Here is a 26558-nt window from a genome sequence, read left to right as displayed (position 1 = left end):
TGGGTGATGAAGAAAATGTTTATTCCTCCAATGCTTCTCCAATACAGTAAAAACAATTTACCTTTTGATGATCCTTCCACTTTTGCAGAACTCAAGTGGGACGGGATACGTTTAATTGTTTCAAATTTAGATGAACTAAATCTATATACTAAAAACACGAATGCAACAGCCAAGTATCCAGAGTTACACAATCCGCCAATCCCAAAAGGTACTATTCTGGACGGTGAGATCGTAGTGCTAGATGAGCAAGGGGAAGCTGATTTTGAAGCGACGAACACGGGTTTCCGTTCTAGTAAAAATCGTAAACCCGTTGTATTTATGGCTTTTGATATCTTGTACCACCGCGGCATTGATGTTACAGCATTACCATTAGAGGTTCGCAAGGGATTACTTGAAGAAGCTGTACAAGAGAATGAAACCTATAGGATAGTACGGCCAATACAGGGCAGCACTACGGGTTTCTTCAAACTCATTTGTCAGCATGGTTTAGAAGGTATAGTCATAAAGAAGAAATCTTCTAAGTACGAGAAAGATACACGCTCCTGGTCATGGCAGAAGGTAATCAATTATCAGATGGCTGTATGCTTCATAACAGGGTACAGCAAGAAAGAACATTCGTGGCTTCTCGGTTATCCTGAGGGTGACAGGATCCGTCCGATAGGTACAATGGAACTGGGAATCACCCCGACAGCTCGCCAATCGATGTGGCCTGTATTTCAGGCATACAAAATTGGTGAGAGCAAGGATCATGTTTATGTGCAGCCGGTAGTGCGCTGCAAGGTGAAGTATAGGGATTGGTATAAGTCAGGTGCAATGCGGCTACCAGTGTTTGAGGAGTTTATTGTTTAGGGGATGATTGTATGAAATATCGTGTCAAGCATAAGGAGACAGGGGAAGAGAAGACGCTGAGCCATACAGAAGTGAATGACATGGTTTATGGCGATGGTGGACAGGTAATAGTTTTTGATACAGATATGGAAGCATATTTGTTAATTGATGATATTTAGCTCTTAGCACAAAGTGGTTGCTTATATTACTCCATAGATGAGTACAATAATTATGTTTTTAAATTACTCTGATGGGTGGGCAATATCCATGACTATACGACCAGAAACAAACCAGCAAAACCAGCAACAAGAGAATCATGCTAAAGACCAAGACGATAATAAACCGAATCATGGTAAAAGTAGAAAAAAGGGTAAGTAAACACTAAAGAAAAAGCCCTAAGGGATATTTTCCCTCAGGGCTTTTGTTTTGTCCAATGCTTCCGGTACAAATCATTTTCCGACTTGGCAATTGTTTTAATATTCATAAAGTTCAATGATTTCGAACTGCCATTGATTGATTAAGCTATCGTTCTTACGTTAACTCAATAAATGAGCCGAATGGACCTGATTCTTGAATACGGAGTTTTACATAATTCTCACTCCTTTTCGAGTTAAGAACAATATTACTTCATATTTAAATATCCTCCACTCATTCCAAATGGAATTTCCTCTTTCCCTTGTTGTACTAATCCATTCAGCTCAACACTTGGATTATCAAAATCTAATAAAGTTGAATTTCCAAACACCTCTTTTATCGGTGCAAAAATAGTGTATGTAATTTTCTCTCCTGATTTAAGTTTTATTGGTTTACTAATGTCAGTCTTTCCTTCAATTTTAAAAGGACTTCCTTTTGAGCCGTTTGCCAAGATTATAGGATAATACAAATAAAAATTTAAATATTTAATCTCTAATATACCTGTATTCTTTACTTCAATTAAATAAGTTCTATATTCATCATTTATCTCCTGATTTAACAAACTAATCTTAATATCATTATCATTAAAGCGATTATCTGCTTTCGGTGAACAGCTTGTTAAAAAGGTAATGAACAATATCAAAAAGATAAGAATGGAACGTCTCATTGTTTTATCTCCTTTTTATTATCTTTGGCATGTGTTGTTCACTTGTCATCCTCAAGCCTCCGATAAGTAGATATTCCAGATAGTGGGTGTTTTGGGTTATCTATATGTTAAAACGCATGAAGTAGACCAAAGTTGCGTTAAACTGCTCGTTTAATAACCATTGTTGGCCTGAGGGAAAGTTAGCCTTCGGTTTTTTGTAATTGAACCTATGTTCAAAAAATGCTTGCATCGTTAATACGTCGTCAGTATACAATAAGAACAAATGTTCTTTTTATATATTGAAAGGGCGGTTAATATGAGTAAAATTAATAATAACGGGATATGGGAATCTTCACGCTTCATTGGTCCAGAGTTTAAAGATGCTATTCGTCTGCAGCAGAAAGAGATTAAGCGTATTTCCAAACCGATTCTTGATGAGCAAGAGGTTTACGAAATATCAGCGAGTCTGAGTCAGTCTCAGATGTACAAAAAAACTATTCTAATTACATTATTTAATGAATATCAACCAAGAATGATTACTGGTATTGTCACTCGGAGTAAACAGTCAGAATTTCGTATAGATTCGGTTGATCCTTTTAATGGAGTAGAGGATTGGCAATGGATTTGTTATAAGGATGTTTTGAAAGCAGAGTTGAGCAAAGAGTGGACTGAAGATGAAATGGTAGATCCATAAGATTTTATTTAAATTAGTGCAGAATCATTTGTTTAACTCGCCTGAGGGAGCATCCCTTGGGCTTTTTTTATTTCAGCTATAACCCTGCTAGCGAAAAACTAGCAGGGCTTTTTCTGGTGAAGGGTTAGATCCCATTCGCCCATCATTTTAACTAGCTATTAGTATTCTTTCTCTTCATTTGATGGTCGTATAAAAGCAATGCCTCTGTGAATCAACTCTTTTTCAAGTAATTCAATAAACTCTTCACTTAGATTCATTATATGAGCATCTTTGTAGGCTGAAAGTAAAGCGTCGTCACTCAAATTCAAGGTGTATCTCAATATTACATCTCCCTGTAGCGAATGGGATTCAAACCCTCACCTTAGGTATTATGGACCATTTGGAATATATTGGGTTACATTATTCGACAAAAGGTACTAAATCGTTTGAAATGAAAGTATATAACAAGCTTATAAGAGATAAGATTCCGCAGATCATCGAGAAATTAGGTTGTACATATGAAAACATGGTCCTCCAACTAGAAGAATATAGAAAAGAGTTAATCCAAAACTTCAAGAAGAGTTAGAAGAGTGTAATCATCGAATGATGAAGTTGAAGAATTAGTGATATATATAGAAGTAATTTATGCGAAGGAAGATACAAAGGGATGAACTTAGAGGGTTTTGAACAGATTCGACTAAAGAAAATTGTTGAAAGAGGCGGATTCAAGGAGAAGATTTTGTCATCCATGCTGACTGAAAAAATGAGGTCTTGTTTATTTATTGGATCTTTTTAGTACAGTTTTTTAACCGAATATAGTAGGGTGTGTTAGGAATACATTTGATGCTGTATTTTATACTTTGAAAATTTTCGTCCCCAAACCGTCCCCAAGATAAAATTGTACTATCTGTGCTATATGCAATATTGACGCTGTTATAGTCAAATAAACCCTTATAGAGTAAGGGTTTAAGAAAACTGTCCTATAAAATAATAACGGCGACTGCTTGCGCAGCCGCCTCATGGGAGAGGAGAAACCGGATGAAGAGCTTATGGGGAAACGTAAGCCTTCTCCGCGGTTGTCTACGACATTCTCTGATGTCGATAGTTCAAGGATGACCGCTTTACGGTAATTTTATACATCGCAGGGATAAATTTTTTGTGTCAGATTAGTGCTTGTGGTACGATAGCAAAAGAATGAACCAGCATGGAAGGGAAACGCACAGATGAGAGTGATTTCAGGCACGGCCAAAGGCAGGTCGTTAAAGGCTGTACCCGGTACAAGTACACGACCAACAACTGATAAAGTGAAGGAAGCGATCTTCAGTATGATCGGACCTTATTTCGATGGAGGGCAGGTGCTCGATCTGTTTGCCGGCACGGGTGGGCTAGGGATTGAAGCGCTGAGCCGTGGGATGGATAAGGCTGTTTTTATTGATATCGAGAAGAAAAGCATTGACACCATTGGGCACAATGTTGAAGTCGCCAAAGTGAAGGATCAGGTGGAGATTTACCGTACGGATGCGGCGAGAGCGTTGAAGGTACTGGCGAAGCGGGCAGAGAAGTTCCAACTTGTATTCCTCGATCCACCATACCGGATGAAAGGGATCGCTGAGCTGATGACGACGATGGAGGAACAAGCTATTGTGGAACCGGACGCGACGATCGTGGTCGAGCACGATGCTAAGGATGTATTGTTAGAAACCATAGGGGGCTTCAAGCAGCTACGTAGAGCAGACTATGGAGATACAGCTGTTACCATATTTAAACGCGACAATACATCCATAGGACTCAGTAATTGAAGGAGATGCACAGCATGATGAGGCAAGAACACGGTATTACAGTTGCAGTATATCCAGGTAGCTTTGACCCGGTTACCTATGGTCATCTTGATATTATACATAGAGCAGCAAAAGTATTTGATAAACTTATTGTAGCGGTGCTGAACAATACATCCAAAAATGCGTTATTCACCCTGGAAGAGCGCATGGAACTGCTTCGCAAGGTAACAGCGGATCTTCCCAATGTGGAGATCGATGGTTTTCGTGATCTGATGGTCAATTATATGAAACAACGTAATGTCAGACTTATCGTTCGTGGACTTCGGGCCGTTTCAGATTTTGAGTATGAATTGCAAATGGCATCGACCAATCACAAGTTGAACCCAGATGTGGAAACGTTTTTTATGACGTCCAAGCCACAGTTTTCGTATTTGAGCTCAAGCATCGTGAAAGAGATTGCCAAGTTCCATGGACCTGTCGAGGATCTGGTACCAGCAGAAGTGGAAGAGGAACTACGCAAAAAATTCCCTCAGACCTAGAAGCTAGATCGAAAGGAATTTCAAGATAAAGTTTGGTTAATCCACTACTTTCCTCTGGAAGAGGCGCAGGCCAACCGATACGAGCAGCATAAAGGTGAAAATGAAAAGGAATTGCATCAGCATTGGTCCCCATAGGCCCCATGCCGTTTCGCCGTTCAAGGGGAAGGGGGCCGCGGCAGCTGAATTGCTCGCTAAGTCTAGTCGGAGAAAGCTGGGCTCTGTATCTAACAAGAGCAGCTGCAATGGTTTCCAGAGCAGAATTGTTGTGAATAGGGCAAGTACAGCGTGCAGCGCGCGAGACTGCAGGAAAAATGTATATCTAGCATCGGTTTTCTGATGGAAACCAGCAACCTGTGCGTGGGCGGACAAGCCTCCCCAACCGAGGAAGGCACTGAGCAGTGCCATTTGCGGCAGAAGCGAGAGATCCTTTGCTTGGCTAAAAGCATAGGCACCAAGGTGAATTTCCATCAATCCTTTGATCCATTGCGGTGTTGTGTCTGTGAAAATACCCATGAAGCTAAGAAGGAATTGCGTGACGGGACGAAGGATATCGGCAAAATGAGTGATGGAGATTACGTTGATTAGTACGGAAAATATCATCATGTATCCGCCAATCAACATTAGCGTTTGTACAGCGGAGGTTACTGCATCTCCGAGAAGCTTACCGAAAGCACGTCCATCTTCCCAATACGCTTGGCGCATGGTCATGAGGGCAGATTTCACAATAGAAGTCGATTCCTTCGGTTTCAATACCAGTTTTTTTGCTTCAAGAGGGGCGATGGATTGCTTGTTTTGTCGCATCACGAATCCTGTTGCGAAAGCGGAAATATAATGAATAATCGCAAGTAGGATCCCTAGTTTGGCGTTGTGAAGGAATCCAATCCCGATAACCATGATTAGGAATAACGGACTGCACAAATGCGAGAGGGCCGTTAACCGCTCTGTTTCCGTACGTGTAAGAAGGTTTTTTTCGCGCAGCGATGCAGTAATTCTAGCCCCCGCTGGAAATCCTATAACAAAGCCTGATGCCAATGCCCAGCCGCTAACGCCGGGAAGGCGGAAAATAAAGCGCATTAGCGGTTCTAGGAGCACGCCTGTGCCTTGAATGACACCGAAGCCAATTAAGAGCTCGGCCATAATAAGGAAAGGCATCAAGGCGGGAAAGACGAGCTTCCACCAAATAGTCAGCCCTTCGAGAGAAGACTGAAAAGCTTTGTCAGGAAATAGAATGACAGATATAACGACCAGTCCAGCCAAAGCTCCCAACACCAGTGTGGTGAGTTTGGCATGGAATCTTGCATTAGGCATAGCATCACCTCGTCCATCGAACATGCTTCATTGTACGCAAGTAGGCAAGCGATTAGACCAAGCTTTCATCGAGAATAGGTGGGTCAAACAACAAGTGAAAGCAACAGGAAAGGGGAACCTGTATGGATAAGGAAGAAGAGAGCACGATTCGTACGTGGTCGAATGATTCATATCGATATCCGAGAAGCTCGGCGACAAGACGTTACCTAGTTTCTGCGCTCGTAGGGATCATTATTGTATATTTGCTGTTTTTTGTGCGTTTGCCTTATTTTGTTTTTATGCCGGGGACTGCAGAAGAAATCAAGCCGATGGTGTCGATTTCCAAGAGCACTGGCCCGGAAAAAGGGCAGCTTATGCTAACGACCGTGCGCGTAGCTGATGCTAATGTGGTGAACTATTTGGTGGGACTCGTTCATCCGTATGAAGAAATCCAGCCCAAAACGTCTGTACTCAAGCAAGGAGAATCCGAGCAAGAGTATTCACAGCGTCAGGAATACGTCATGTTAACCTCACAGGCTAGTGCGATTCAAGCAGCTTATAGGGAGGCCAAGATCCCTTTTCATATTGATCATGAAGGCGTGATGGTTCTTCAAACAGTCCCAGGTTTATCGGGTGAGAAGGTACTGAAACCAGGTGATGTGCTTTTGAAGGCAGGGGACAAAGAGGTGAAAGTAGCGCAGGATCTACTAGACTCTCTCGCGGGCAAAAAAGCAGGCGACACCATCTCCATTACGTATGCTAGGAAGAAAACTGAAATGCAGACGACGCTGACGTTGGGTGCGTTGCCGCTACAAGAGGGAGAAAAGGTGCAGCGGGCAGGGATTGGTGTCGTTCCAGCGGGGATGCAATCGGTAAAGGCTGATCTGGAGGATCAGCAGGTGTCAATTAAAGCCGGAGATATTGGAGGGCCGTCAGCTGGCCTCATGTTTTCATTAGAGATATTCAATCAGCTTGTACCTGAGGATATTACGAAGGGGTATCGCATTGCGGGAACGGGAACAATAGAAGCAGATGGCACCGTAGGACCGATTGGCGGTATTCAACATAAGATTATTGCTGCGGATCGGGAAAAGGCAGAAATTTTCTTTGCACCCAAAAATATGACCTACAAAGACGGGACCAAGATTGAGAATTATGCCGATGCGGTCAAAAGAGCAAAGCAAATCAAGACGAAGATGAAAATCGTCGAGATTGGCACGATGGAAGATGCCTTGAAATATCTTGCAGCTTTGCCTCCGAAATAAGTCATATCTAGCTCAAATAATATTATTTAAATTGACAAAAGGTATGCATAATGGATATAATAATCTTTGTTTGTTTGGGGTGATATCATGCAAATTCGTTTTAGAGAGCTATCTCTGCAAGGGCAATCGGTACCAATGAGCGAAGTTATGAATTTGACGGAGCCTTTCGAGGGTCGTCAAGACATTCTTAGCCATGGACCTGTTCATGCGAATCTTCATGCAAAGTATGAAGAAGGAGTAGTTAAAGTTAACGGTTCGTTAACGCTAGACTTGGAGTTAAGCTGTTCCCGATGCTTAACGCACACTAACCAAACTATTAAGCTTCCATTCAAGGAAGTTTTCATGCAAAAGCCGGAAGAAGAAGATCCAGAGCTAGACGAGGATATTCATCTGGTGGTTGGGGATAAAGTAGATTTGGAGCCTTACGTTGTAGAGAATGTAGTGGTCGGTTTACCGTACATACCACTTTGTGACGAAGTGTGCAAAGGTCTGTGTCCCGTGTGCGGAGAAAATCGCAATCAACGTGATTGCGGCTGTAAGCAGGATAAGATTGATCCTAGACTTGCAGGTCTCGCGGACTTTTTTAACAAAGAATAAGGCAACGCCGAAATTCGTATAAGGAGGTGTTTTGAATATGGCAGTACCTCAAAGAAGAACGTCCAAAACTCGTCGCGACAAGCGCCGTACTCACTTTAAATTGGAAGTTCCAGGCATGGTGAAATGTGACCAATGTGGAGAACTGAAGCTAGCACACCACGTGTGCAAGTCTTGCGGAACTTACAAAAGCAGAGAGATCGTAAAAGCATAAGATTGGACATAGTACTTCATCCTAGGTGAGGTGCTATTTTTTTTGCTTTCTTTTTGGTTGTAAATTTAATATACTACAGTTTAGTATCTGGTAATAAGATGAGATCTCACGAGATAAGGTGGTGCTTACCATCGAACGCCTTCCTAAACGACAAAGGCAGCAGCAATTGCTGCAAGCCATTGAAGCGAACCCATTTATGACGGATGAGGAATTGATGCGAACGTTTGGGGTTAGTATCCAAACTGTCCGCTTGGATCGATTAGAGCTCGGTATTCCTGAATTGCGGGAACGTATGAAGCATATGGCCGTCAAGACGTATGATCCTGTACGTTCACTTCCAATTGATGAAGTTATTGGAGAAGTCATTGACTTACAGTTGGATCAGAGCGGTATTTCGATTTTTGAAATTAAAGAAGACCATATTTTTTCCAGAACCAAAATTGCCAGAGGACATCACATTTTCTCACAAGCCAACTCGTTGGCTGTTGCTGTCATCGACGATCCGATTGCATTAACAGCTTCGGCTGATATTCGATTTGTTCGGTCAGTAAAGCTGGGAGAGAAGTGTGTCGCCAAAGCCTATGTGCGATCTGTTTCCAAAGGGAAAGCACGTGTGGAGGTGTTCACTTATGTGGGCGAAGAGACGGTGTTTCGAGGCAACTTTGTCATCTTTCATTCGAAGAAAGAGCAACATCTAGATAGGGAGGACAAGCTCCATGCGGATCGCGATTGATGCAATGGGCGGAGATCATGCGCCTAAGATCGTAGTTGAGGGTGCTCTCGCAGCGGCGAAAGAGTGGAAGGATGTACATATCATTCTAGTCGGCAACAGCGCAGCAATAGAAGCTCACCTCACAGAGAGGCCGGATAACCTAACGATTCGTCACGCGGAAGAAGTCATTGAAGCCGAGGATGAGCCGGTTAAAGCGGTTCGTCGGAAGAAAGACGCTTCCATGGTTGTGGCAGGAAGACTAGTTCGAGAGAAAGAAGCAGAAGCTATGATTTCTGCAGGCAATACTGGCGCATTAATGACGACTGGATTGCTTGTTGTAGGAAGAATTCCTGGTATTGAACGTCCAGCATTAGCGCCAATGATCCCGACGATGGATGGACATGGCGTGCTTGCTTTGGATTTGGGAGCGAATATGGATGCAACCCCAGAGCAATTGATCCAATATGCGATTATGGGCAGCATTTATCGTTCCAAAGTACATGGTGTTGACAAACCACGCGTAGGATTGTTGAATGTAGGGACGGAATCGACCAAAGGGAATGAATTAACCAAAACAGCATATCCTTTATTGGAACAAGCTCCGATTCATTTTGTGGGTAATGTAGAGTCCTCGCAGGTGCTGCGCGCGCAATGTGACGTTATTGTTTGCGATGGCTTTGCTGGAAATATTATGTTGAAAACATTGGAGGGCGCTGCGTCCACCATTTTCTCAGCTTTAAAGCAGGAATTTACGAAATCCATATTCACCAAGCTTGCAGCAGCCGTGTTGAAGCCTGGGTTGACGCAATTCCGCAAGAAGTTGGATTATAATGAACATGGAGCTGCACCTTTTCTAGGTATTGATGGACTAGTCCTCAAAAGTCATGGTTCATCCGATGCAAATGCCATTAAGAATGCCGTACGTCAAGCAAGAATCGCGTTACAGAATGATTTGGTTGGCACCATATCTGCCGAAATTAGCCGCGGGAAGCGAGATATAACAACATGAACTTAATACCGGTTGGGGTACTCGGAACGGGTAAATATGTACCAGAACGCATTTTAACGAATCAAGAACTAGAGACCATGGTGGAAACGAATGATGAGTGGATCGTATCCCGAACAGGCATCCGTGAAAGAAGAATCGCAGCAGAAGGACAAGCTACGTCTGATCTCTGTTTCGAAGCTTCCAAAGTAGCGTTGTCGAATGCAGGGATTACAGCAGATCAACTCGATTTGATCATTGTAGCAACGATTACACCGGATATGTCATTCCCTTCAACAGCATGTATTCTTCAAGAGAAACTGGGAGCGAAGAAAGCAGCGGCGTTCGACTTGTCAGCAGCTTGTTCAGGTTTCGTCTATGGACTAGCGAACGCTACTAATTTCATCGCTACAGGTACATATAAATATGCGCTTGTCATTGGCGCAGATTGTTTGTCCAAAATTACCGATTACACGGACCGCAATACCTGCATTTTATTTGGAGATGGAGCGGGCGCAGTTGTGATTGGCGAAGTGCCGGAAGAAAGAGGCTTCAAATCCTTTGAATTAGGCGCTGACGGTACCGGAGGTCCTCTTCTGAAAATTGAAGGCGGCGGTTCTCGTAATCCTGCTTCGCAGAACTCTCTTGACCAACGTTTGCACTATATTTATATGGCGGGCGCTGAAGTATTTAAGTTTGCTGTTCGCATTATGGGGAATGCTGCGGATGAAGCTCTTCGTAAAGCGGGTTGGGAGAAAACCGATATTGATCTGCTTGTACCTCACCAAGCCAATATGAGAATTATTCAATCCTCACTGAATCGCTTGGAATTATCGGAAGACAAATGTATGATTAATTTGGACAAGTATGGTAATATGTCAGCTGCTTCCATTCCAGTTGCCTTAGCAGAAGCTTCCGAACAAGGCAGATTAAACGAAGGTGATCGACTTATCTTAGTTGGATTTGGCGGCGGACTCACTTGGGGTGCGACAGCACTAGTTTGGTAATTAGTTTGATGAACTTATTTATGATGTAAAAATGACTGATTATATCGTGGAAGGGGATCCTTTTCTCGTATGGGTAAAATAGCATTTGTATTTCCGGGCCAAGGCTCTCAATCCGTTGGTATGGGAGCTGACCTATATGGCGCGTTGCCAGCTGCCAAGGACTATTTCGACCGCGCGAATGAAGCGCTAGGTTTTTCTTTGTCTGATTTGATCTTCCAAGGTCCAGAGGACCAACTGAAGATCACATACCACACGCAGCCCGCGCTGCTAACGACAAGCATCGCTTGTCTGGAAGCGTTCAAGGCTGCTGGCATCACCCCGGACTATGTCGCAGGACATAGTCTGGGTGAGTACAGCGCGCTCGTCGCAGCCGGCGTGCTCGCGTTCGAAGACGCGGTCCGCACGGTGCGGGCCCGTGGCGAGTTCATGGAGCAGGCCGTCCCTGGCGGCCTGGGTGCCATGGCAGCCGTGCTGGGAGCCGAGCGCGGAGCGCTGACGGAGCTTTGCACGGCAATCACCAGCGGCGGCTCCGTCGTGGAGCTCGCCAATGTGAACTGCCCGGGACAGATTGTCGTCTCGGGCAGTAAGGAAGGCGTTGCAGCGGTTTTTGAGCGCTGCAAGGAAGCTGGCGCGAAGCGTGCCATCCCGCTTGAAGTGAGCGGGCCGTTTCACTCGTCCCTCATGAAGCCGGCCTCGGAGCGCCTCGCAGAGGTGCTCGCGTCCATCGAGATGAAGGATGCAGCCGTGCCCGTTGTCGCCAACGTAACGGCTCGTCCTGTGACCCAGCCGAGCGATATACGCGGCTTGCTGGTAGAGCAGGTGTATTCCCCTGTACTTTGGGAAGACACGATCTCGTACTTGATCAGCGAAGGCGTAGATACGTTCATCGAGCTTGGCTCGGGAACGGTACTTGCCGGCTTAATCAAGAAAGTCGACAAAACGGTGAAAACCGTGTCGATCGGCAGTCTGGAAGCGCTGGACAAGTACAAGCAGGAGGTGCTCAATCATGTTAACGGGTAAAGTGGCGCTAGTCACAGGAGCTTCACGTGGCATTGGGCGGGCAATTGCTTTGCATTTGGCCGAGCATGGAGCCGATGTAGTGGTCAACTACGCAGGTAGTGAAGCCGCTGCTGGTGAGGTTGTAGCTGCGATTGAAGCGATGGGCCGCAAAGCAATTAAATTGCGCGCAGACGTGAGCAGCTATCAAGAATCTGACGATCTTGTGAAGCAAACGTTAGAAGTTTTTGGTAAAATTGATATTCTCGTGAATAATGCGGGCATAACAAGAGACAATTTAATCATGCGAATGAAAGAAGAAGAATTCGATCAAGTGATCGCTACCAATCTCAAAGGCGTGTTCAACTGTGTCAAAGCCGTTACACGTCCAATGATGAAGCAGCGCTTCGGTCGAATTATCAATATATCTTCTGTAGTTGGTGTGCTCGGTAACCCCGGTCAAGCCAACTATGTAGCAGCAAAAGCAGGTGTAATCGGACTAACGAAAGCTACAGCGAGAGAGCTATCCTCGCGTGGCATTACCGTGAACGCCGTTGCCCCAGGCTTTATTGAAACCGATATGACAGACAAATTGTCTGCTGAGATGCGTGAACAAATGCTGAAGCAAATCCCGCTGGAACGCCTTGGGCAGCCAGAGGAAATTGCGAAGGTAGTTCGCTTCTTAGCTTCTGACGATGCCTCATACATGACAGGGCAAACGCTCCATGTAGATGGCGGAATGTACATGTAAGTTTCTGTAAAATGAGAATCTCAAAATTGTCTACTGGCAATCTGTCAAAGATTCTCGTATAATACCAAATGAGGAGGTGAACCGGATGTCCGACGTATTGGATCGTGTTAAACGAATTGTAGTCGATCGTCTAGGGGTTGATGAAGCTGAAGTCACCCTCGAAGCATCTTTCAAAGAAGACCTAGGTGCTGATTCTCTCGATGTAGTTGAATTAGTAATGGAATTAGAAGATGAGTTCGATTTAGAAATTTCAGATGAAGATGCTGAGAAGATTACGACAGTAGGAGAAGTTACGAATTACATAAAATCTCATACGTAATAGTCTACAGAGTCCCGTTTCTAATAAAGACGGGACTTCTCTCCATTCTCACTAACAAAAAATATGAATGACTACATAGAAGGTGGTACAAATGAACAGAGTTGTAATTACAGGTATGGGCGTAGTTACTGCCCTTGGTCAAGATTTAGAAACATTCTGGGGAAACCTCTCTTCAGGTAAATCTGGAGTAGGTTTGATTGAGAATTTTGATGTAAGCGAATACCCAACACAGATAGCGGCTGAAATTAAAGACTTCAATATTGAGAACTATGTGGATCGCAAGGAATCTCGCCGGATGGACCGTTTCGTTCAATTCGCAGTTGCAGGCGCTTTAAATGCACTCAAGGATGCGAATTTGAATGTGAAGGAAGATACGGATCCGGAGCGCGTAGGCGTTTCAGTTGGATCAGGCATTGGCGGTTTGAATACATGGGAAGAGCAGCATCGCATTTTGTTAGAAAAGGGTCCTAAACGTGTGTCTCCTTTCTTTATCCCGATGATGATTGCGAATATGGCATCTGGTCATGTATCGATGGTCACGGGAGCGAAAGGGCCGAACTCCACAGCTGTAACGGCTTGTGCAACAGGCACGCACTCCATTGGTGATTCTTTCAAAATGATTCAACGTGGCGATGCAGACGTGATGATTTGCGGTGGTGCTGAAGCAACTATTACGCCGATTGGTGTAGCAGGTTTCTGTGCACTGCGTGCGATGTCAACGCGCAATGAAGAACCGCATTTGGCAAGTCGTCCTTTCGATACAGGTCGAGATGGCTTTGTTATGGGTGAAGGCGCTGGTGTACTCATTCTGGAGTCATTAGAGCATGCTCAGAAGCGTGGCGCGCGTATCTATGCAGAAGTTATCGGCTACGGCATGAGCGGTGACGCTTATCATATGACAGATCCAGACCCAGATGGCGCTGCGCGTTGTATGGTGAAAGCGATCAAGGATGCAGGGATTACGCCTGATGCGATTTCTTACATTAATGCACACGGCACATCAACGCCTGTTGGTGATAAATCAGAAACGATTGCCATCAAGAAAGCGCTAGGTGATCATGCTTATAAGGTTGCTGTTAGCTCGACGAAATCCATGACAGGTCATTTACTTGGCGCTGCGGGCGGTGTGGAAGCTGTCATTTGTGGATTAACAATCGCAAATAAGCTTATCGCGCCTACAATTAACTTGGATAATCAAGATCCAGAGTGTGATTTGGATTATGTACCGAACAAAGCACGTGAAGCGAACGTAGATATTGCGATGTCGAACTCCTTCGGTTTCGGCGGTCATAATGCCACGATCATCATGAAAAAATTTCAAGCATAATTACCATGCCAGTGACGAAAGATAACGGAATATCATTCTCTCCGGGTGGTGAAGTACGACGTGAACCGTGAAATTAAAGATTTACAGAAGCAGTTAGGTGTTTCTTTTCGCAAAATGGAGCTGTTGAAACAAGCTTTCACACATTCTTCCTATGTGAATGAACATCGCATTGCTGGACATAAAGACAACGAACGGCTGGAGTTTCTTGGAGATGCCGTACTCGAATTAACAGTTTCGGAATTTTTATATGAATCTTATCCTGGGCGTTCAGAAGGTGAATTAACGAAGCTGAGGGCATCCATTGTCTGCGAGCCGTCGCTCGTGACATTTGCCGAAGATTTGGATTTTGGATCTTTCGTCTTATTAGGCAAAGGAGAAGAGTTGACGGGAGGACGCTCTCGGCCAGCATTGTTGGCAGATGTGTTTGAATCCTTTGTTGGCGCTTTATATCTAGATCAAGGATTGGATACGGTAAAAGCGTTTCTACAGAAGCATGTATTCGCCAAAATCTCCAGTGAGGGCAAGCTGCTTGTGATTGATTACAAGACACAATTACAAGAGCATACCCAACATCATAATATGGGTTCCTTGGAATACCGAATTGTGAATGAACGTGGGCCAGCACATGAGCGAGAGTTCGTTGCAGAAGTGCACATGGATAGCGAGCTTCTGGGAACTGGTGCAGGTCGTTCTAAGAAAGAGGCGGAACAGCAGGCTGCTGCTGGTGCACTGTCCAAATTAAACGTGACTGTACTACGATAGTGGAATAACCAGAAGAGGCGGCAGCTGCTGCCTTTTTTGTTTTTTTCTCTTATTTTGATAGGTGATATGTTACAATACTTTTTGAGGTGAGACCATGTTTTTGAAACGGATCGAATTATCCGGATTTAAATCATTCGCGGATCGGACGGAACTCGAATTTGTACGAGGCATAACCGCGGTTGTAGGTCCTAACGGGAGTGGGAAGAGTAATATCTCAGACGGGATCCGTTGGGTGTTAGGAGAACAGAGTGCGAAATCGTTGCGTGGCGGTAAAATGGAAGATGTCATTTTCGCTGGCAGTGATGCGCGTCGTGCAGTGAATTATGGGGAAGTCTCGCTCACACTGGATAATTCTTCGCAATCGCTTCCGCTCGACTTTAACGAAGTGACAGTGACGCGTAGAGTACATCGCAATGGCGATAGCGAATATTTGATCAATAAACAACCTTGTCGCTTGAAGGATATCACGGAGTTGTTCATGGACACTGGTATCGGGAAAGAAGCGTATTCGATTATTGGACAAGGGCGAATTGAAGAAATTTTGAGTACGAAATCCGAAGATCGTCGAGGCATCTTTGAAGAAGCTTCGGGGATTGTTAAATATAAATCACGTAAGCGCGAAGCGGAGAAGAAATTAAACGATACCGAGCAGAATTTGCTGCGGATTCATGATTTAGTTTCAGAGCTCGAGGATCAAGTTGAGCCACTTCGTGATCAGGCGGAGAAAGCGATTCGTTTTAAAGAATTGAAAGAAACGCTCAAGAGCAGTGAGATCTCGATGTATGTCCATCAGATCGATCAGATCTATGTCGCTTGGAATGACGCTACACAGCTGTTAGAAAAGCTAACGAAAGAGCAAACAGAGCTCTCAACGATTGTGAGCCAGCATGATGCGCACTTGGAGAAGCATCGTTGGGAAACGCGTAGACTAGAAGAAGAACTAGAAAAGCTGCAAGAGGGTTTGCTAGGTCTGAGCGAAGAGTTTGAGAAATGTGAGGGTCACGGTGAGGTTCTCAAAGAACGGAAGAAGAACTATGTGACGAATCATCAGCAGCTCAGCACCACAATCGCAATGCAGGAGCAGCGTAAATTAGATAAAGAAGCTGACTTGAGCGAACAACGTGATAAAATCATCCAAATCGGTGCGCAGTTGTTCGATTTCCAAGCCAAACTTACAGCGGAGGAGCAGCGCTTACAAGGTGTAAGCGGAGGCATCAGTTCATCGCCTGAAGATCAGTTGAAGGGTGAATTGTTGGAAACGCTCAACCGTATGGCACAATCTCGTAATGAAATTCGCTACGCCGAGCAGCAAATTGAAAGCATTGGGCGCCGATTGGAGAGACTTGATGAGGAACGTCAGAAGTGGGCGGACCAGCGTGTGAGTATAACACGACGCAAGCAGGAACTATCAGCTAAACTGCAAGAAACAGTAGGGGACATAGAAAAAGCTAGGCAAGACTATGTCCAATTTACCCAAGCCTTGAAGAGTAAGCAAGGGTTGCTGGATGAAGCCCAGACAATGGTGCGGAAATGGGAGCAAAAGATAGATAGCTTAATTTCCCGCCGCGACACCATGAAAGAAATGGCCAATGACTACGATGGCTTCCAACAAGGTGTTAAGGAAGTTCTTAAAGCGAAAACGCGCAAAGATCTGCGCGGCATTCGCGGTGCAGTGGCTGAGCTTGTCAAAGTGCCTGCTAATGTGGAAATTGCCATTGAAACAGCACTAGGTGGTGCCCTGCAAAATATTATCGTGGAGACAGAAGCAGATGGTCGTGAAGCTATTGCCTTCTTGAAGCGTCGTCAAATGGGACGAGCTACTTTCTTGCCGATGAATGTCATTCGCGGACGCTCGATATCTGATCATGAGAGTCAGACGTTGAAATCCTCCAAGGGCTTTGTTGGGATTGCGGTTGACCTCGTTTCTTTCGATTCGACGTATACGAATATATTCTCCAGTTTATTAGGGAATGTCGTCGTAGCTGAGAGTCTGGAAGACGCGAATCATATCGCTGCCAAAGCGCAGTATCGCTACCGTGTGGTGACACTCGAAGGAGATGTTGTGAATCCTGGTGGTTCCATGACGGGCGGAAGCTTACAGAAGAAATCGACGAATTTGTTAGGACGTCAACGTCAAATCGAAGAATTGGATGCTGAGATCGCAACATCTGAGGGGCAGCTTAGTGGTCTACGCAGTCAATCAAGCTCGTTGAAGCGAGAAATTACCGATGAAATGCTGAAGGTAGAACAGCTTCGACAACTGGGTGAGCAGCAGCGCATTACGGAGCAGCAAATTCGCGCGGAATTGAATCCGCTGGAATCTGAAAGCCGTACAGTTGAAGAGCAGCTGACCTTGGATAGCCAAGACAGAACCGCGCTAATGGGTGAACGAACTGATTTTGGCCGTAAAAAAGTCGAAAGCGAAGCGACCCTCGCACAACTTCAAGAAGAGGAAGCTTCTCTTCAACAAGCGATTCGTGATGCCGAGAGCTCACGTAAAGCAAGTGAATCAGAAAAAGAAGAGCTGCAAAGCCAATTGACGGATTTGAAAGTGAAAGTGGCATCGACTTCACAAGAAAAGCAATCCCTTCAAGATCAACAAAGGCGCTTACAACAGGATCTAAGTGATGTGGAGCGTGAGATTGAAGTCAATCGCGGCCTGTTAATTCAGTTAGAAAGCGATATGGCAACACTTGAACAAGAAACTGTCCTGCAAATTGAGCTGTTAAATGATTTGAAGCTTAAGAAGCAGCAATGTTCTGAAAGTATCGAGTTCAAGCGTGCAGAGCGGATGGACTGGTTACAGAAGCTTGAGCATGGCGAAAATGAGACACGTACACAGCGTATCCAGCTGAAGCAAGTGGAAGAAAATCTCCATCAAACCGAGGTTCGCGTGACGCGTCTTGATGTGGAGCTTGAGAACTTGCTCAAAAAGCTTGCGGAAGAATATGAACTTAGCTATGAGCTGGCGAAAATGCGTTATCCCGTACCTGAGGATATTCAGGGTACACAGAGTAAAGTACGCGAGTTGAAACGAGAAATAGCTTCACTAGGTGATGTGAACCTCGGTGCGATTGAAGAATACGCGCGTGTATCTGAACGCTTCGAATTCTTGAGTTCGCAGAAGGATGATTTAATCGAAGCCAAAACAACCTTGTACCAGGTCATTCGTGAAATGGATCTAGAGATGTCGAAACGCTTTAAAACGACGTTCGATGCGATTCGCTCCCATTTTGGGGTCGTATTTGCGAAGCTTTTCGGCGGTGGTCGTGCAGATTTGATTCTGTCGGAACCAGAGAATATGCTCGACACGGGCATTGAGATTGTGGCTCAGCCGCCAGGCAAAAAGCTGCAAAACCTACAATTGCTATCTGGTGGCGAACGTGCCTTGACTGCGATTGCGCTCTTGTTCTCCATTATTCGTGTGAAACCAGTGCCATTCTGCGTACTGGATGAGGTAGAAGCCGCGTTAGATGAGGCGAACGTATCTCGTTTTGCCGAGTATTTAAGAGAATTTTCGGAAATGACGCAATTTATCGTTGTTACACACCGTAAAGGAACGATGGAAGAAGCTGATGTGTTGTATGGCGTCACCATGCAAGAAGGCGGCGTTTCGAAGCTTGTTTCCGTCCGTTTAGAGGATGAGGAAGCGACAATGACAGCCTCTTAAGGGGAAATTATCGATAGGAATATAGGAGGAACTATGAGTTTTTTTAAACGATTGAAAGAAAGTATTTCGGGTAAGGCTGAGGCGGTAACCAATAAATTTAAGGAAGGTTTAACGAAAACACGTGATGCATTCGTGAACCGTGTCGATGATTTATTTAGCCGACGTAAGAAGATTGATGAAGATTTCTATGAAGAACTGGAAGAAATTCTAATTGGCGCAGACGTTGGCGTGAATACGGTTCTGAAGTTGATTGATGAGCTTCGTGCTGAGGTTAAAAAACGTAAAATTGAAGATCCAGCGGAACTTCAACCGATCCTTTCAGAAAAACTGATTGAGTTGCTAAAAGGGGATGCAGATGCTGGACTTAACATCAATCCTAATGGCTTAACAGTAATCCTTTTCGTTGGCGTTAATGGTGTAGGTAAGACGACGACAATTGGCAAAATGGCTCACATGTTCAAATCGCAAGGGAAGAAAGTGTTGATGGCCGCTGGTGATACATTCCGTGCTGGCGCCATTGAGCAGCTTGAAACTTGGGGCGAGCGCGTTGGTGTTGATGTCATTAAGCAACAATCTGGCGCAGATCCTGCCGCGGTTATGTATGATGCTGTACAGGCTGCCAAAACACGCGATGTAGACATTCTTTTGTGCGATACGGCGGGGCGTTTGCAGAACAAAGTGAATTTGATGGAGGAGCTTAACAAGATTTATCGTGTGATCCAACGCGAAGTTCCTGATGCACCCCATGAAGTTATTCTAGTTCTGGATGCAACGACTGGTCAAAATGCACTTAGCCAAGCTAAGCTATTCGGTGATAAAACAGGATTGACGGGTTTGGTTTTGTCCAAATTAGATGGAACGGCGAAAGGCGGAATCGTTGTGGCTATCCGTCAAGAACTCTCTCTACCGGTTAAATTTGTTGGCCTGGGTGAGAAAATGGATGATCTCCAAGCGTTCGATTCCGAGCAGTTTGTGCATGCGCTTTTTGGTAAATGGATAGGTGAAAATACTGACAAGGTATAATGCTTGACAATCATCTTGGAATTCAGTATGATAGGTTCTGTTGTGCTGGTGTCAAGTGTGCAACCTTTACGGAGGTAGAATATGACTGTCGATCCCATGTTGGAGAAAACGAATCGCATTAACCTGCTGTTTGATTTCTATGAAGCATTGTTGACCGATAAACAGCGAACATTTCTTGAACTGTACTTCCATGATGATTACTCCCTCGGGGAGATTGCTGAGAACTTCACGATCAGCCGCCAAGCGGTCTATGAGCATATCAAACGTGCGGAATTGACACTGCAGGAATATGAGAGTAAGTTAAAGCTGTTACATAAACACGAACAACGTATGAAGCTGCGTCAAGATTTAGTTACTGGATTGAAGGATTGTGATCCTGAGCTAAAGAGGAAAGTGACAGAGCTTTTTGATACAATAGTAGGGATGGATTGAAACCTTAGTTAGAAGCAGGAGGTGAAGCGCATGGCATTTGAAGGATTAGCAAACCGATTGCAGAATGTGTTCGGCAAGCTGAGAAGCAAAGGTAAGCTGACGGAAGAAGATGTAGGCGAAGCGCTTCGCGAGGTACGATTGGCACTGCTTGAAGCGGACGTTAACTTTAAAGTTGTGAAAGACTTTATTGCGAAGGTGAAAGAGCAAGCGATCGGACAAGAAGTTCTGAAATCTTTCACGCCTGGCATGGTGGTTATCGATATCGTGAACAAAGAGCTTACAGCCCTTATGGGTGGGACACAAAGTAAGCTAGCGCGTTCGAATCGACCGCCGACGGTTATTATGATGGCTGGTTTGCAAGGGGCTGGTAAAACAACGACCTCAGGTAAATTGGCTAAAATGTTGTTGAAACAGAATCACAGACCGCTTCTTGTTGCGTGTGACATTTATCGTCCCGCGGCGATTAAGCAGTTGGAAGTGCTGGGTGAACAACTGAAAGTTCCGGTTTTCTCATTAGGTGATAAAGTGAACCCTGTTGAGATTGCCAAAGCGGGACTACAACATGCGAAGGATAACGGTAATGACTATGTGATTATCGATACAGCAGGTCGCTTGCACATTGATGAAAACCTCATGGACGAGCTCAAGAATGTACGTGAAGCTACGAGCCCAGATGAGATTTTGCTAGTTGTCGATGCAATGACAGGGCAAGATGCTGTCAACGTTGCAGAAAGCTTCCATCAACAGCTTGAATTATCCGGTGTTGTGTTAACCAAGCTAGATGGAGATACGCGCGGTGGTGCTGCGTTATCCGTCAAAGCGGTAACAGGATGTTCGATCAAGTTCGTAGCCAGCGGCGAGAAAATGGATGCTTTAGAGCCATTTTATCCTGACCGTATGGCATCAAGAATTCTCGGTATGGGCGATATGCTCTCCTTAATTGAGAAGGCGCAAGCTGGTATCGATATGGATAAAGCGAAAGAGATGGAGCGCAAAATGCGCAACGCCGAATTCACCTTCGAGGACTTCATTGAGCAGATGGAACAAGTGAAGAAAATGGGGCCACTTGACCAAATTCTTGACATGCTGCCTGGTGCGAACAAGATAAAAGGCATGAAAGATATGAAGGTTGACGAGAAACAGATGGCTCGTGTTGAAGCTATTGTGAAGTCCATGACAACCGAAGAAAAGCGTAAGCCTGAGCTGTTGAATGCAAATCGCCGTAAGCGGATTGCAGCAGGGAGCGGGAATACGGTGCAGGAAGTCAATCGTTTCATCAAGCAATTCGATGATATGCGTAAGATGATGAAGCAATTCTCGGGCATGATGGGGCCGAAAGGTGCCAAAGGCATGAAGAAGTTAGGCAAGGGATTCAAATTTCCCTTTTAAATAATGGTGTTTATTCTAAGTAGGAGGTGATTTTTCAATGGCAGTACGTATTCGTCTTAAACGTGTAGGCGCTCATAAAGCTCCTTTCTACCGTGTCGTGGTTTCGGATTCCCGTTCCCCGCGTGATGGTCGTTTTATCGAAGAAATCGGTACTTATAATCCAATTGCTGAACCAGCAGCTGTGGTTCTTGATGAGGAAAAAGCGCTTAAATGGCTTCAAACTGGCGCTCAACCGTCCGATACAGTTCGCAGCCTGTTCTCAAAAGCAGGTTTGATGACTAAGTTTCACGAGCTGAAATTACAGAAGTAATCTGTCCTGAAATAACGATGTCCTAACCAAGGACATTGTTATGGAAGCCTCGAAATTGGTGCAACCAATTTGAGGGTCTTCTTCGACAGTTCATCAACTGATGGTGCCGCAGCATGCGGCAGCATATCTGTTATCTTTCGGAGGGTGGGTTCATGAAGGATCTTATCACCGTTATTGCTAAGGCTCTTGTCGATCATCCGGAAGAGGTACGTGTCGCTGTGGTGGAGAAAGAGGACAAGATCGAGTACAGGCTTTCTGTTCATCCCGACGATGTCGGTAAAGTGATTGGCAAGCAAGGCAAGATTGCGAAATCGCTCCGTACGGTTGTCACGTCGGCAGCTGTGAAAGAAACGAAGCGGGTAGCCGTTGAAATCGTTTCATAAGAAATGAGGTTAGGATTCAATTCCTAGCCTTTTTTCGCATATGAAAAGAAGGTAATTTAATGTGGAGGTTGGGCAAGCGCATATGACGGAGAAATTAGTGACAGTTGGTAAAGTCGTAAATAGCCACGGGATTCGTGGAGAACTAAAAATCGTGCCTGAAACAGACTTTCCAGAACGGTTCGATGTGGGAAATTCATTGATCATTGTAGACTCTCAAAATAAGCAAACGCCGGTGACGGTGAAAACGTCCCGCTTACATAAAAACGTATTTATTGTCTTGTTCAGTCAATTCTCGAATATTAATGATGTTGAGAAATTTAAAGGCTCTCTGCTTAAGATTGAGGCTAAGGATCAAAAGCCGCTGGAAGAGGGAGAGTATTATTATCACGAAATCATCGGCTGTAAAGTCATCACAGAAGATGAGCAAGAGCTGGGACTGATCTCTGAAATACTAACGCCAGGAGCTAATGATGTCTGGGTGGTTTCTTTACCAAAAGGTAAGCAGCTATTACTTCCCGTGATTGATGATGTCATTCTAAAAGTGGATATTCCGAACAAAACAATTCGGATTCATTTGATGGAAGGGTTATTGGAATGAGAGTTGATGTCTTAACCTTATTCCCAGAAATGTTTGAGGGTGTATTCTCCTCCAGTATTTTAGGGAAAGCGCGTGATAAAGGGATCGTTTCCCTGAGCACGGTTAATTTTCGGGATTATTCCACGAACAAGCATAATACCGTTGACGATTACCCTTATGGCGGCGGTGGGGGCATGGTGCTGAAGCCAGAACCGATTTTTGGTGCCGTCGAAGATTTGCCAACGCATCAAACAGCTGATGGAGCAGCTGTAAAACCGCGGGTCATCCTGTTATGCCCCCAGGGGGAGACCTTTACCCAGAAGAAAGCGGAAGAGTTGGCTGGTGAAGAGCATCTTGTGTTTATTTGCGGTCACTATGAGGGTTATGATGAAAGGATTAGGCAGTACCTGGTGACGGACGAGCTATCGGTAGGTGATTATGTACTAACCGGCGGTGAAATACCCGCTATGGTCATTATAGACAGTGTAGTGAGACTTCTACCTGGGGTGCTCGGGAACGAGATGTCGGCGGTAACGGATTCTTTCTCAACGGGACTTCTGGAGTATCCTCATTATACACGTCCTGCCAAGTTCAGAGATTGGGAAGTCCCTGAGATGCTTTTGTCTGGTCACCATGCCAATGTGAAAAAATGGCGAAACAAAGAGTCACTCATTCGGACCTTAGAGCGCCGGCCTGATTTGCTTGAGGGCAGAATATTGTCCAAAGAGGAAAAGTTATGGGTGTCTGAATGGAAAAAGCAAAAACAAGAATCCAATAGATAGGTCCTCAGAATCTTCTCTATTGAATTAATCTTGGGACTATGATATTATATATTCTGTTGTGATTTTTTCAACAGTTCGAGTCTGGTGGTCCTCTACGCATAACAACTTAGATTTTACTAACTATTAGCGGAATGAACACCTGTGTGGAAGGAGGGAGTCAACTATGAATCTTATTCAAGAGATTACGAAAGAGCAACTCCGTACGGATATTCCTAATTTCCGTCCAGGAGACACACTTAAAGTACACGTAAAAGTTATCGAGGGTACACGTGAGCGTATTCAGCTGTTCGAAGGTGTTGTTATTAAACGCCACGGCGGTGGAATCAGCGAAACGTTTACAGTTCGTAAAATTTCTTACGGTGTGGGTGTGGAAAGAACTTTCCCATTCCATTCTCCGAAGATTGACAAGATTGAAGTGGCTCGCCGTGGTAAAGTTCGTCGTGCGAAACTTTATTATCTGCGTGGTCTTCGTGGTAAAGCAGCAAGAATTAAAGAAATTCGATAGTAAAATGGGGGGCTTGTTCAGTCAAGTCTCCTTTTCATTTTTTCTGTACATAATAGGACATAATAGAGATCATACCAAAACTGGAAGAGAGGCCGTCAGTGATGGAAAATAACGATCAAATGCAACCTAATCAGCCGATCAGTGCTACTCCAGCAAAGACCGGGCAAACAAAAAGTGAAACGTGGGAATGGATTAAGGCGCTAGTAATAGCAGGAGTACTTGTTATTATTATTCGTTGGTTTCTCTTCTCCCCATTTATTGTTGATGGAGATTCGATGCATCCGAATTTCTTCACAGGCGAGCGATTGATTGTCAATAAAATCGTGTACGATATTCGTGATCCGAAGCGCGGCGAAGTCATCGTTTTCCACGCACCTGAAGGTAAAGATTATATTAAGCGTGTCATCGCTCTACCTGGAGAAACCGTGAAGGTAGTTGGGGACAAGGTGTACATAAACGGTGAAGAATTAGCCCAACCTTTTATCCAAGCTGCCATTGATCAAGCGGTTAAAGAAGGCCATCCGTACAACACATTACTGGATTTCCCGGAAACGAAAGTGCCAGAAGGCGAAATTTTTGCTATGGGTGATAATCGTCCGAATTCCAAAGATAGTCGTACGAAAAGTGTTGGCTTTGTGCCATACAATAAAATCGTAGGCCGTGCAGAAGTAATTTTCTGGCCGGTGAAGAAAATTAGTTTCATACATTTTTGAGGTGAAGAGAAATGACCATTCAATGGTTTCCCGGTCACATGACCAAGGCTCGCAGACAGATCGAGGAAAAGCTTAAACTGATTGACGTCGTGATTGAGCTCTTGGATGCCCGAATCCCGCTTTCCAGCCGGAACCCGATGGTTGATGAGATTTTAAAAGGCAAGCCACGTCTCGTATTGCTCAACAAGAACGATCTGGCTGATCCGCAAGTGACGGCAGAATGGGTGAAATATTTTGCAGATCAAGGCTTACCCGCCTTGCCAATTGACGCTGCGAACGGAACGCATGTCAAAGAGATTCTGCCTCGCGTCAAGCAACTTTGGGCTCATAAAATTGAGACGATGCTGCGTAAAGGGATTAATCCCCGTGCGATTAGAGCGCTCATTGTTGGAATCCCGAATGTTGGTAAGTCCACACTTATTAATCAGTTGGCAGGCAAGAAGATTGCTGCGACTGGTGATAAGCCAGGTGTGACCAAAGGTCAACAATGGATCAAGGTTGGCACCGAGATGGATCTGCTGGATACACCGGGGATTTTGTGGCCTAAATTTGAAGATCAGATGGTTGGCATGCGTTTGGCTGCAACTGGGGCCATCAAGGAAGAGCTTCTGCATTTAGATGACGTAGCTTTGTTTACCATTAAATATATGGTTCAGCATTATGGTGCTGGTATCCAGGAACGCTTTGGTGTTCAGGAACTACCGGAAGATATGGATAACATTCAAGAAATGGTGAAGGTCATGGAAGCGATTGGGCGTAAGCGCGGCGCTATTGTGAGCGGTGGGAAAGTCGATTTGGACAAAGCTTCCCTCATTATTATTCGTGATCTGAGAGCTGGGAAAATGGGCCGTATTTCGTTGGAACGACCATTTTAATGATGATGAATCAGGAAGAACCTGGGGCTGAGCCTTGGGTTTTTCTTTTTTTTGTGGAGATAAAGTTGAAAAAAATGGGTGTGGCTTGACGAAGTGACGATCCTATATAATGAAGGCATGGGAAAGGGGCCGAGATAGTGCTAGAACATGAAAAAGACATATGGCAGCAAGGTTTCACAGCGATAGCAGGTATTGATGAGGTTGGTCGCGGATGCCTATTTGGGGATGTTGTGGCTGCTGCGGTTATTCTTCCGAGGGGGCATGTGCTTGAAGGAGTAAATGATTCCAAAAAGCTATCGGAGAAGAAGCGCGAACTGCTGTTCGATCAAATAATGAATGAGGCGATATCGGTTGGTATTGGTATTGTCAATGTGGAAGATATAGAAGCAATTAATATCAAACAAGCATCAAGATTAGCTATGAAGCAAGCGATAGAGAAACTAGATCAAGTACCGGATTATTTACTTGTTGATGCTGAAAATGTGGACATAGATCTTCCTCAATCAGCCATCATTCATGGGGATGCGTTAAGTCAATCCATCGCTGCAGCTTCCATCATCGCCAAAGTAACGAGAGATCGAATGTGTCTAGAATGGGACGAGCAGTATCCAGAATTCGGAATAGCTGTACATAAAGGTTATGCGACCAAACACCATCGAGAGATGCTCTTGAGATATGGGCCTACGCCGCTACATAGAAAATTATTTATTCGTAAAATTATGGCTCAGCTTGAAGCGCAAGAGAACGAAATGCAAAACGAACAGCTCTTATTCGATCTTATTTAATGTAACGAAAATGGCAT

At 44.7% G+C, this 26558-nt stretch carries 30 protein-coding genes and 1 pseudogene; 28 read left to right on the top strand and 3 right to left on the bottom strand.

All coding sequences use genetic code 11. From position 1 onward, the window contains the following. Positions 1 to 6: 6 nt before the first annotated feature. Both AB4114_RS23190 and AB4114_RS23185 read left to right on the top strand, forming a co-directional pair. Positions 7 to 849 (top strand): ATP-dependent DNA ligase, encoded by an 843-nt coding sequence (locus AB4114_RS23190; RefSeq protein WP_441990616.1) that lies wholly within the window; start codon positions 7 to 9, stop codon positions 847 to 849. 11 nt (positions 850 to 860) lie between these two features. After that, positions 861 to 1007: a hypothetical protein gene (locus tag AB4114_RS23185; RefSeq protein WP_441990555.1), complete on the top strand. Its 147-nt coding sequence runs from the start codon at positions 861 to 863 to the stop codon at positions 1005 to 1007. Positions 1008 to 1450: 443 nt separating this feature from the next. On the opposite strand, the gene AB4114_RS23180 is transcribed toward AB4114_RS23185, so the two are convergent. Further along, entirely contained in the window at positions 1451 to 1909 is a 459-nt protein-coding gene (locus tag AB4114_RS23180) for a hypothetical protein (RefSeq protein ID WP_171634259.1), read from the bottom strand. A 295-nt stretch (positions 1910 to 2204) separates the two neighbouring features. Between AB4114_RS23180 and AB4114_RS23175 the strand changes: the two genes are divergently transcribed. Beyond that, entirely contained in the window at positions 2205 to 2582 is a 378-nt protein-coding gene (locus AB4114_RS23175) for a YolD-like family protein (protein ID WP_441990554.1), read from the top strand. Positions 2583 to 2740: 158 nt separating this feature from the next. Here the strand turns inward: AB4114_RS23175 and sda are convergent, their stop codons facing one another. After that, entirely contained in the window at positions 2741 to 2884 is a 144-nt protein-coding gene (gene sda / locus AB4114_RS23170; protein ID WP_441990615.1) for a sporulation histidine kinase inhibitor Sda, read from the bottom strand. 894 nt (positions 2885 to 3778) lie between these two features. Here sda and rsmD point away from each other — a divergent pair. Both rsmD and coaD read left to right on the top strand, forming a co-directional pair. Next, positions 3779 to 4360, top strand: a pseudogene (rsmD, locus tag AB4114_RS23165) (16S rRNA (guanine(966)-N(2))-methyltransferase RsmD); the annotation flags it as partial. Positions 4361 to 4365: 5 nt separating this feature from the next. After that, a complete protein-coding gene (gene coaD, locus AB4114_RS23160) occupies positions 4366 to 4878 on the top strand; it encodes a pantetheine-phosphate adenylyltransferase (RefSeq protein ID WP_441990614.1) in 513 nt (170 codons plus the stop codon). Between the two features lie 36 nt (positions 4879 to 4914). Here the strand turns inward: coaD and AB4114_RS23155 are convergent, their stop codons facing one another. Continuing rightward, positions 4915 to 6186: a nucleoside recognition domain-containing protein gene (locus AB4114_RS23155; RefSeq protein WP_441990553.1), complete on the bottom strand. Its 1272-nt coding sequence runs from the start codon at positions 6184 to 6186 to the stop codon at positions 4915 to 4917. Positions 6187 to 6308: 122 nt separating this feature from the next. Here AB4114_RS23155 and AB4114_RS23150 point away from each other — a divergent pair, with 122 nt between their 5' ends. From AB4114_RS23150 to AB4114_RS23040, 23 genes are all read left to right on the top strand, one after another. Then, the gene (locus AB4114_RS23150; RefSeq protein WP_441990552.1) at positions 6309 to 7430 is read left to right on the top strand and encodes a SepM family pheromone-processing serine protease; all 1122 of its coding nucleotides are present in this window, start codon (positions 6309 to 6311) and stop codon (positions 7428 to 7430) included. A gap of 87 nt (positions 7431 to 7517) precedes the next feature. Further along, a complete protein-coding gene (locus AB4114_RS23145; RefSeq protein ID WP_441990551.1) occupies positions 7518 to 8027 on the top strand; it encodes a YceD family protein in 510 nt (169 codons plus the stop codon). A 37-nt stretch (positions 8028 to 8064) separates the two neighbouring features. Further along, positions 8065 to 8238 (top strand): 50S ribosomal protein L32, encoded by a 174-nt coding sequence (gene rpmF, locus AB4114_RS23140; RefSeq protein ID WP_441990550.1) that lies wholly within the window; start codon positions 8065 to 8067, stop codon positions 8236 to 8238. A 118-nt stretch (positions 8239 to 8356) separates the two neighbouring features. Further along, positions 8357 to 8971, top strand: a complete 615-nt coding sequence (fapR, locus tag AB4114_RS23135) for a transcription factor FapR (RefSeq protein WP_164483581.1) — start codon at positions 8357 to 8359, stop codon at positions 8969 to 8971. After that, positions 8955 to 9959 (top strand): phosphate acyltransferase PlsX, encoded by a 1005-nt coding sequence (plsX, locus tag AB4114_RS23130; protein WP_441990549.1) that lies wholly within the window; start codon positions 8955 to 8957, stop codon positions 9957 to 9959. The genes fapR and plsX overlap by 17 nt, the downstream gene beginning before the upstream one ends. Next, on the top strand, positions 9956 to 10942 hold the full coding sequence (locus AB4114_RS23125) for a beta-ketoacyl-ACP synthase III (protein WP_056624827.1): 987 nt from the start codon (positions 9956 to 9958) through the stop codon (positions 10940 to 10942). Before plsX ends, AB4114_RS23125 begins: the two co-directional genes overlap by 4 nt. Positions 10943 to 11011: 69 nt before the next feature. Continuing rightward, the gene (gene fabD, locus AB4114_RS23120) at positions 11012 to 11962 is read left to right on the top strand and encodes an ACP S-malonyltransferase (protein ID WP_441990548.1); all 951 of its coding nucleotides are present in this window, start codon (positions 11012 to 11014) and stop codon (positions 11960 to 11962) included. Continuing rightward, positions 11949 to 12689, top strand: coding sequence for a 3-oxoacyl-[acyl-carrier-protein] reductase (gene fabG, locus AB4114_RS23115; RefSeq protein ID WP_171635750.1), 741 nt, complete (start codon positions 11949 to 11951; stop codon positions 12687 to 12689). The genes fabD and fabG overlap by 14 nt, the downstream gene beginning before the upstream one ends. Positions 12690 to 12774: 85 nt before the next feature. Beyond that, positions 12775 to 13008 (top strand): acyl carrier protein, encoded by a 234-nt coding sequence (gene acpP / locus AB4114_RS23110; RefSeq protein WP_028558238.1) that lies wholly within the window; start codon positions 12775 to 12777, stop codon positions 13006 to 13008. Positions 13009 to 13099: 91 nt separating this feature from the next. Further along, the gene (gene fabF / locus AB4114_RS23105; protein ID WP_171635752.1) at positions 13100 to 14335 is read left to right on the top strand and encodes a beta-ketoacyl-ACP synthase II; all 1236 of its coding nucleotides are present in this window, start codon (positions 13100 to 13102) and stop codon (positions 14333 to 14335) included. Positions 14336 to 14395: 60 nt separating this feature from the next. Continuing rightward, positions 14396 to 15097: a ribonuclease III gene (rnc, locus tag AB4114_RS23100; protein WP_171635754.1), complete on the top strand. Its 702-nt coding sequence runs from the start codon at positions 14396 to 14398 to the stop codon at positions 15095 to 15097. Positions 15098 to 15191: 94 nt separating this feature from the next. Then, positions 15192 to 18767 (top strand): chromosome segregation protein SMC, encoded by a 3576-nt coding sequence (smc, locus tag AB4114_RS23095; RefSeq protein ID WP_441990547.1) that lies wholly within the window; start codon positions 15192 to 15194, stop codon positions 18765 to 18767. Between the two features lie 33 nt (positions 18768 to 18800). Next, positions 18801 to 19790 (top strand): signal recognition particle-docking protein FtsY, encoded by a 990-nt coding sequence (ftsY, locus tag AB4114_RS23090; RefSeq protein ID WP_441990546.1) that lies wholly within the window; start codon positions 18801 to 18803, stop codon positions 19788 to 19790. A gap of 81 nt (positions 19791 to 19871) precedes the next feature. Continuing rightward, positions 19872 to 20222, top strand: a complete 351-nt coding sequence (locus tag AB4114_RS23085) for a putative DNA-binding protein (RefSeq protein WP_441990545.1) — start codon at positions 19872 to 19874, stop codon at positions 20220 to 20222. A 30-nt stretch (positions 20223 to 20252) separates the two neighbouring features. Further along, on the top strand, positions 20253 to 21611 hold the full coding sequence (ffh, locus tag AB4114_RS23080) for a signal recognition particle protein (RefSeq protein WP_441990544.1): 1359 nt from the start codon (positions 20253 to 20255) through the stop codon (positions 21609 to 21611). 37 nt (positions 21612 to 21648) lie between these two features. Next, positions 21649 to 21921: a 30S ribosomal protein S16 gene (rpsP, locus tag AB4114_RS23075; RefSeq protein ID WP_028558245.1), complete on the top strand. Its 273-nt coding sequence runs from the start codon at positions 21649 to 21651 to the stop codon at positions 21919 to 21921. 152 nt (positions 21922 to 22073) lie between these two features. Further along, positions 22074 to 22304: a KH domain-containing protein gene (locus AB4114_RS23070; RefSeq protein WP_028558246.1), complete on the top strand. Its 231-nt coding sequence runs from the start codon at positions 22074 to 22076 to the stop codon at positions 22302 to 22304. Between the two features lie 82 nt (positions 22305 to 22386). Continuing rightward, positions 22387 to 22902 carry a ribosome maturation factor RimM gene (rimM, locus tag AB4114_RS23065; protein WP_441990543.1) on the top strand — a complete coding sequence of 172 codons (516 nt, stop codon included), beginning with the start codon at positions 22387 to 22389 and terminating at the stop codon, positions 22900 to 22902. Beyond that, entirely contained in the window at positions 22899 to 23663 is a 765-nt protein-coding gene (trmD, locus tag AB4114_RS23060; protein ID WP_441990542.1) for a tRNA (guanosine(37)-N1)-methyltransferase TrmD, read from the top strand. Before rimM ends, trmD begins: the two co-directional genes overlap by 4 nt. Before the next feature lie 163 nt (positions 23664 to 23826). Next, on the top strand, positions 23827 to 24168 hold the full coding sequence (rplS, locus tag AB4114_RS23055) for a 50S ribosomal protein L19 (RefSeq protein ID WP_028558249.1): 342 nt from the start codon (positions 23827 to 23829) through the stop codon (positions 24166 to 24168). A gap of 101 nt (positions 24169 to 24269) precedes the next feature. Then, on the top strand, positions 24270 to 24881 hold the full coding sequence (gene lepB / locus AB4114_RS23050) for a signal peptidase I (protein ID WP_441990541.1): 612 nt from the start codon (positions 24270 to 24272) through the stop codon (positions 24879 to 24881). A gap of 11 nt (positions 24882 to 24892) precedes the next feature. Further along, complete coding sequence (ylqF, locus tag AB4114_RS23045; protein ID WP_056624869.1) at positions 24893 to 25756, top strand: ribosome biogenesis GTPase YlqF; 864 nt, start codon at positions 24893 to 24895, stop codon at positions 25754 to 25756. A gap of 137 nt (positions 25757 to 25893) precedes the next feature. After that, the gene (locus tag AB4114_RS23040; protein ID WP_441990540.1) at positions 25894 to 26541 is read left to right on the top strand and encodes a ribonuclease HII; all 648 of its coding nucleotides are present in this window, start codon (positions 25894 to 25896) and stop codon (positions 26539 to 26541) included. Positions 26542 to 26558 lie beyond the last annotated feature (17 nt).

The sequence above is a fragment of the Paenibacillus sp. 2RAB27 genome (genome assembly GCF_052115445.1).
Lineage (GTDB): Bacteria > Bacillota > Bacilli > Paenibacillales > NBRC-103111 > Paenibacillus_E.
The sequence above is the reverse complement of the archived record's forward strand: the minus strand, read 5'-3'. Positions and strand labels throughout refer to the sequence as shown.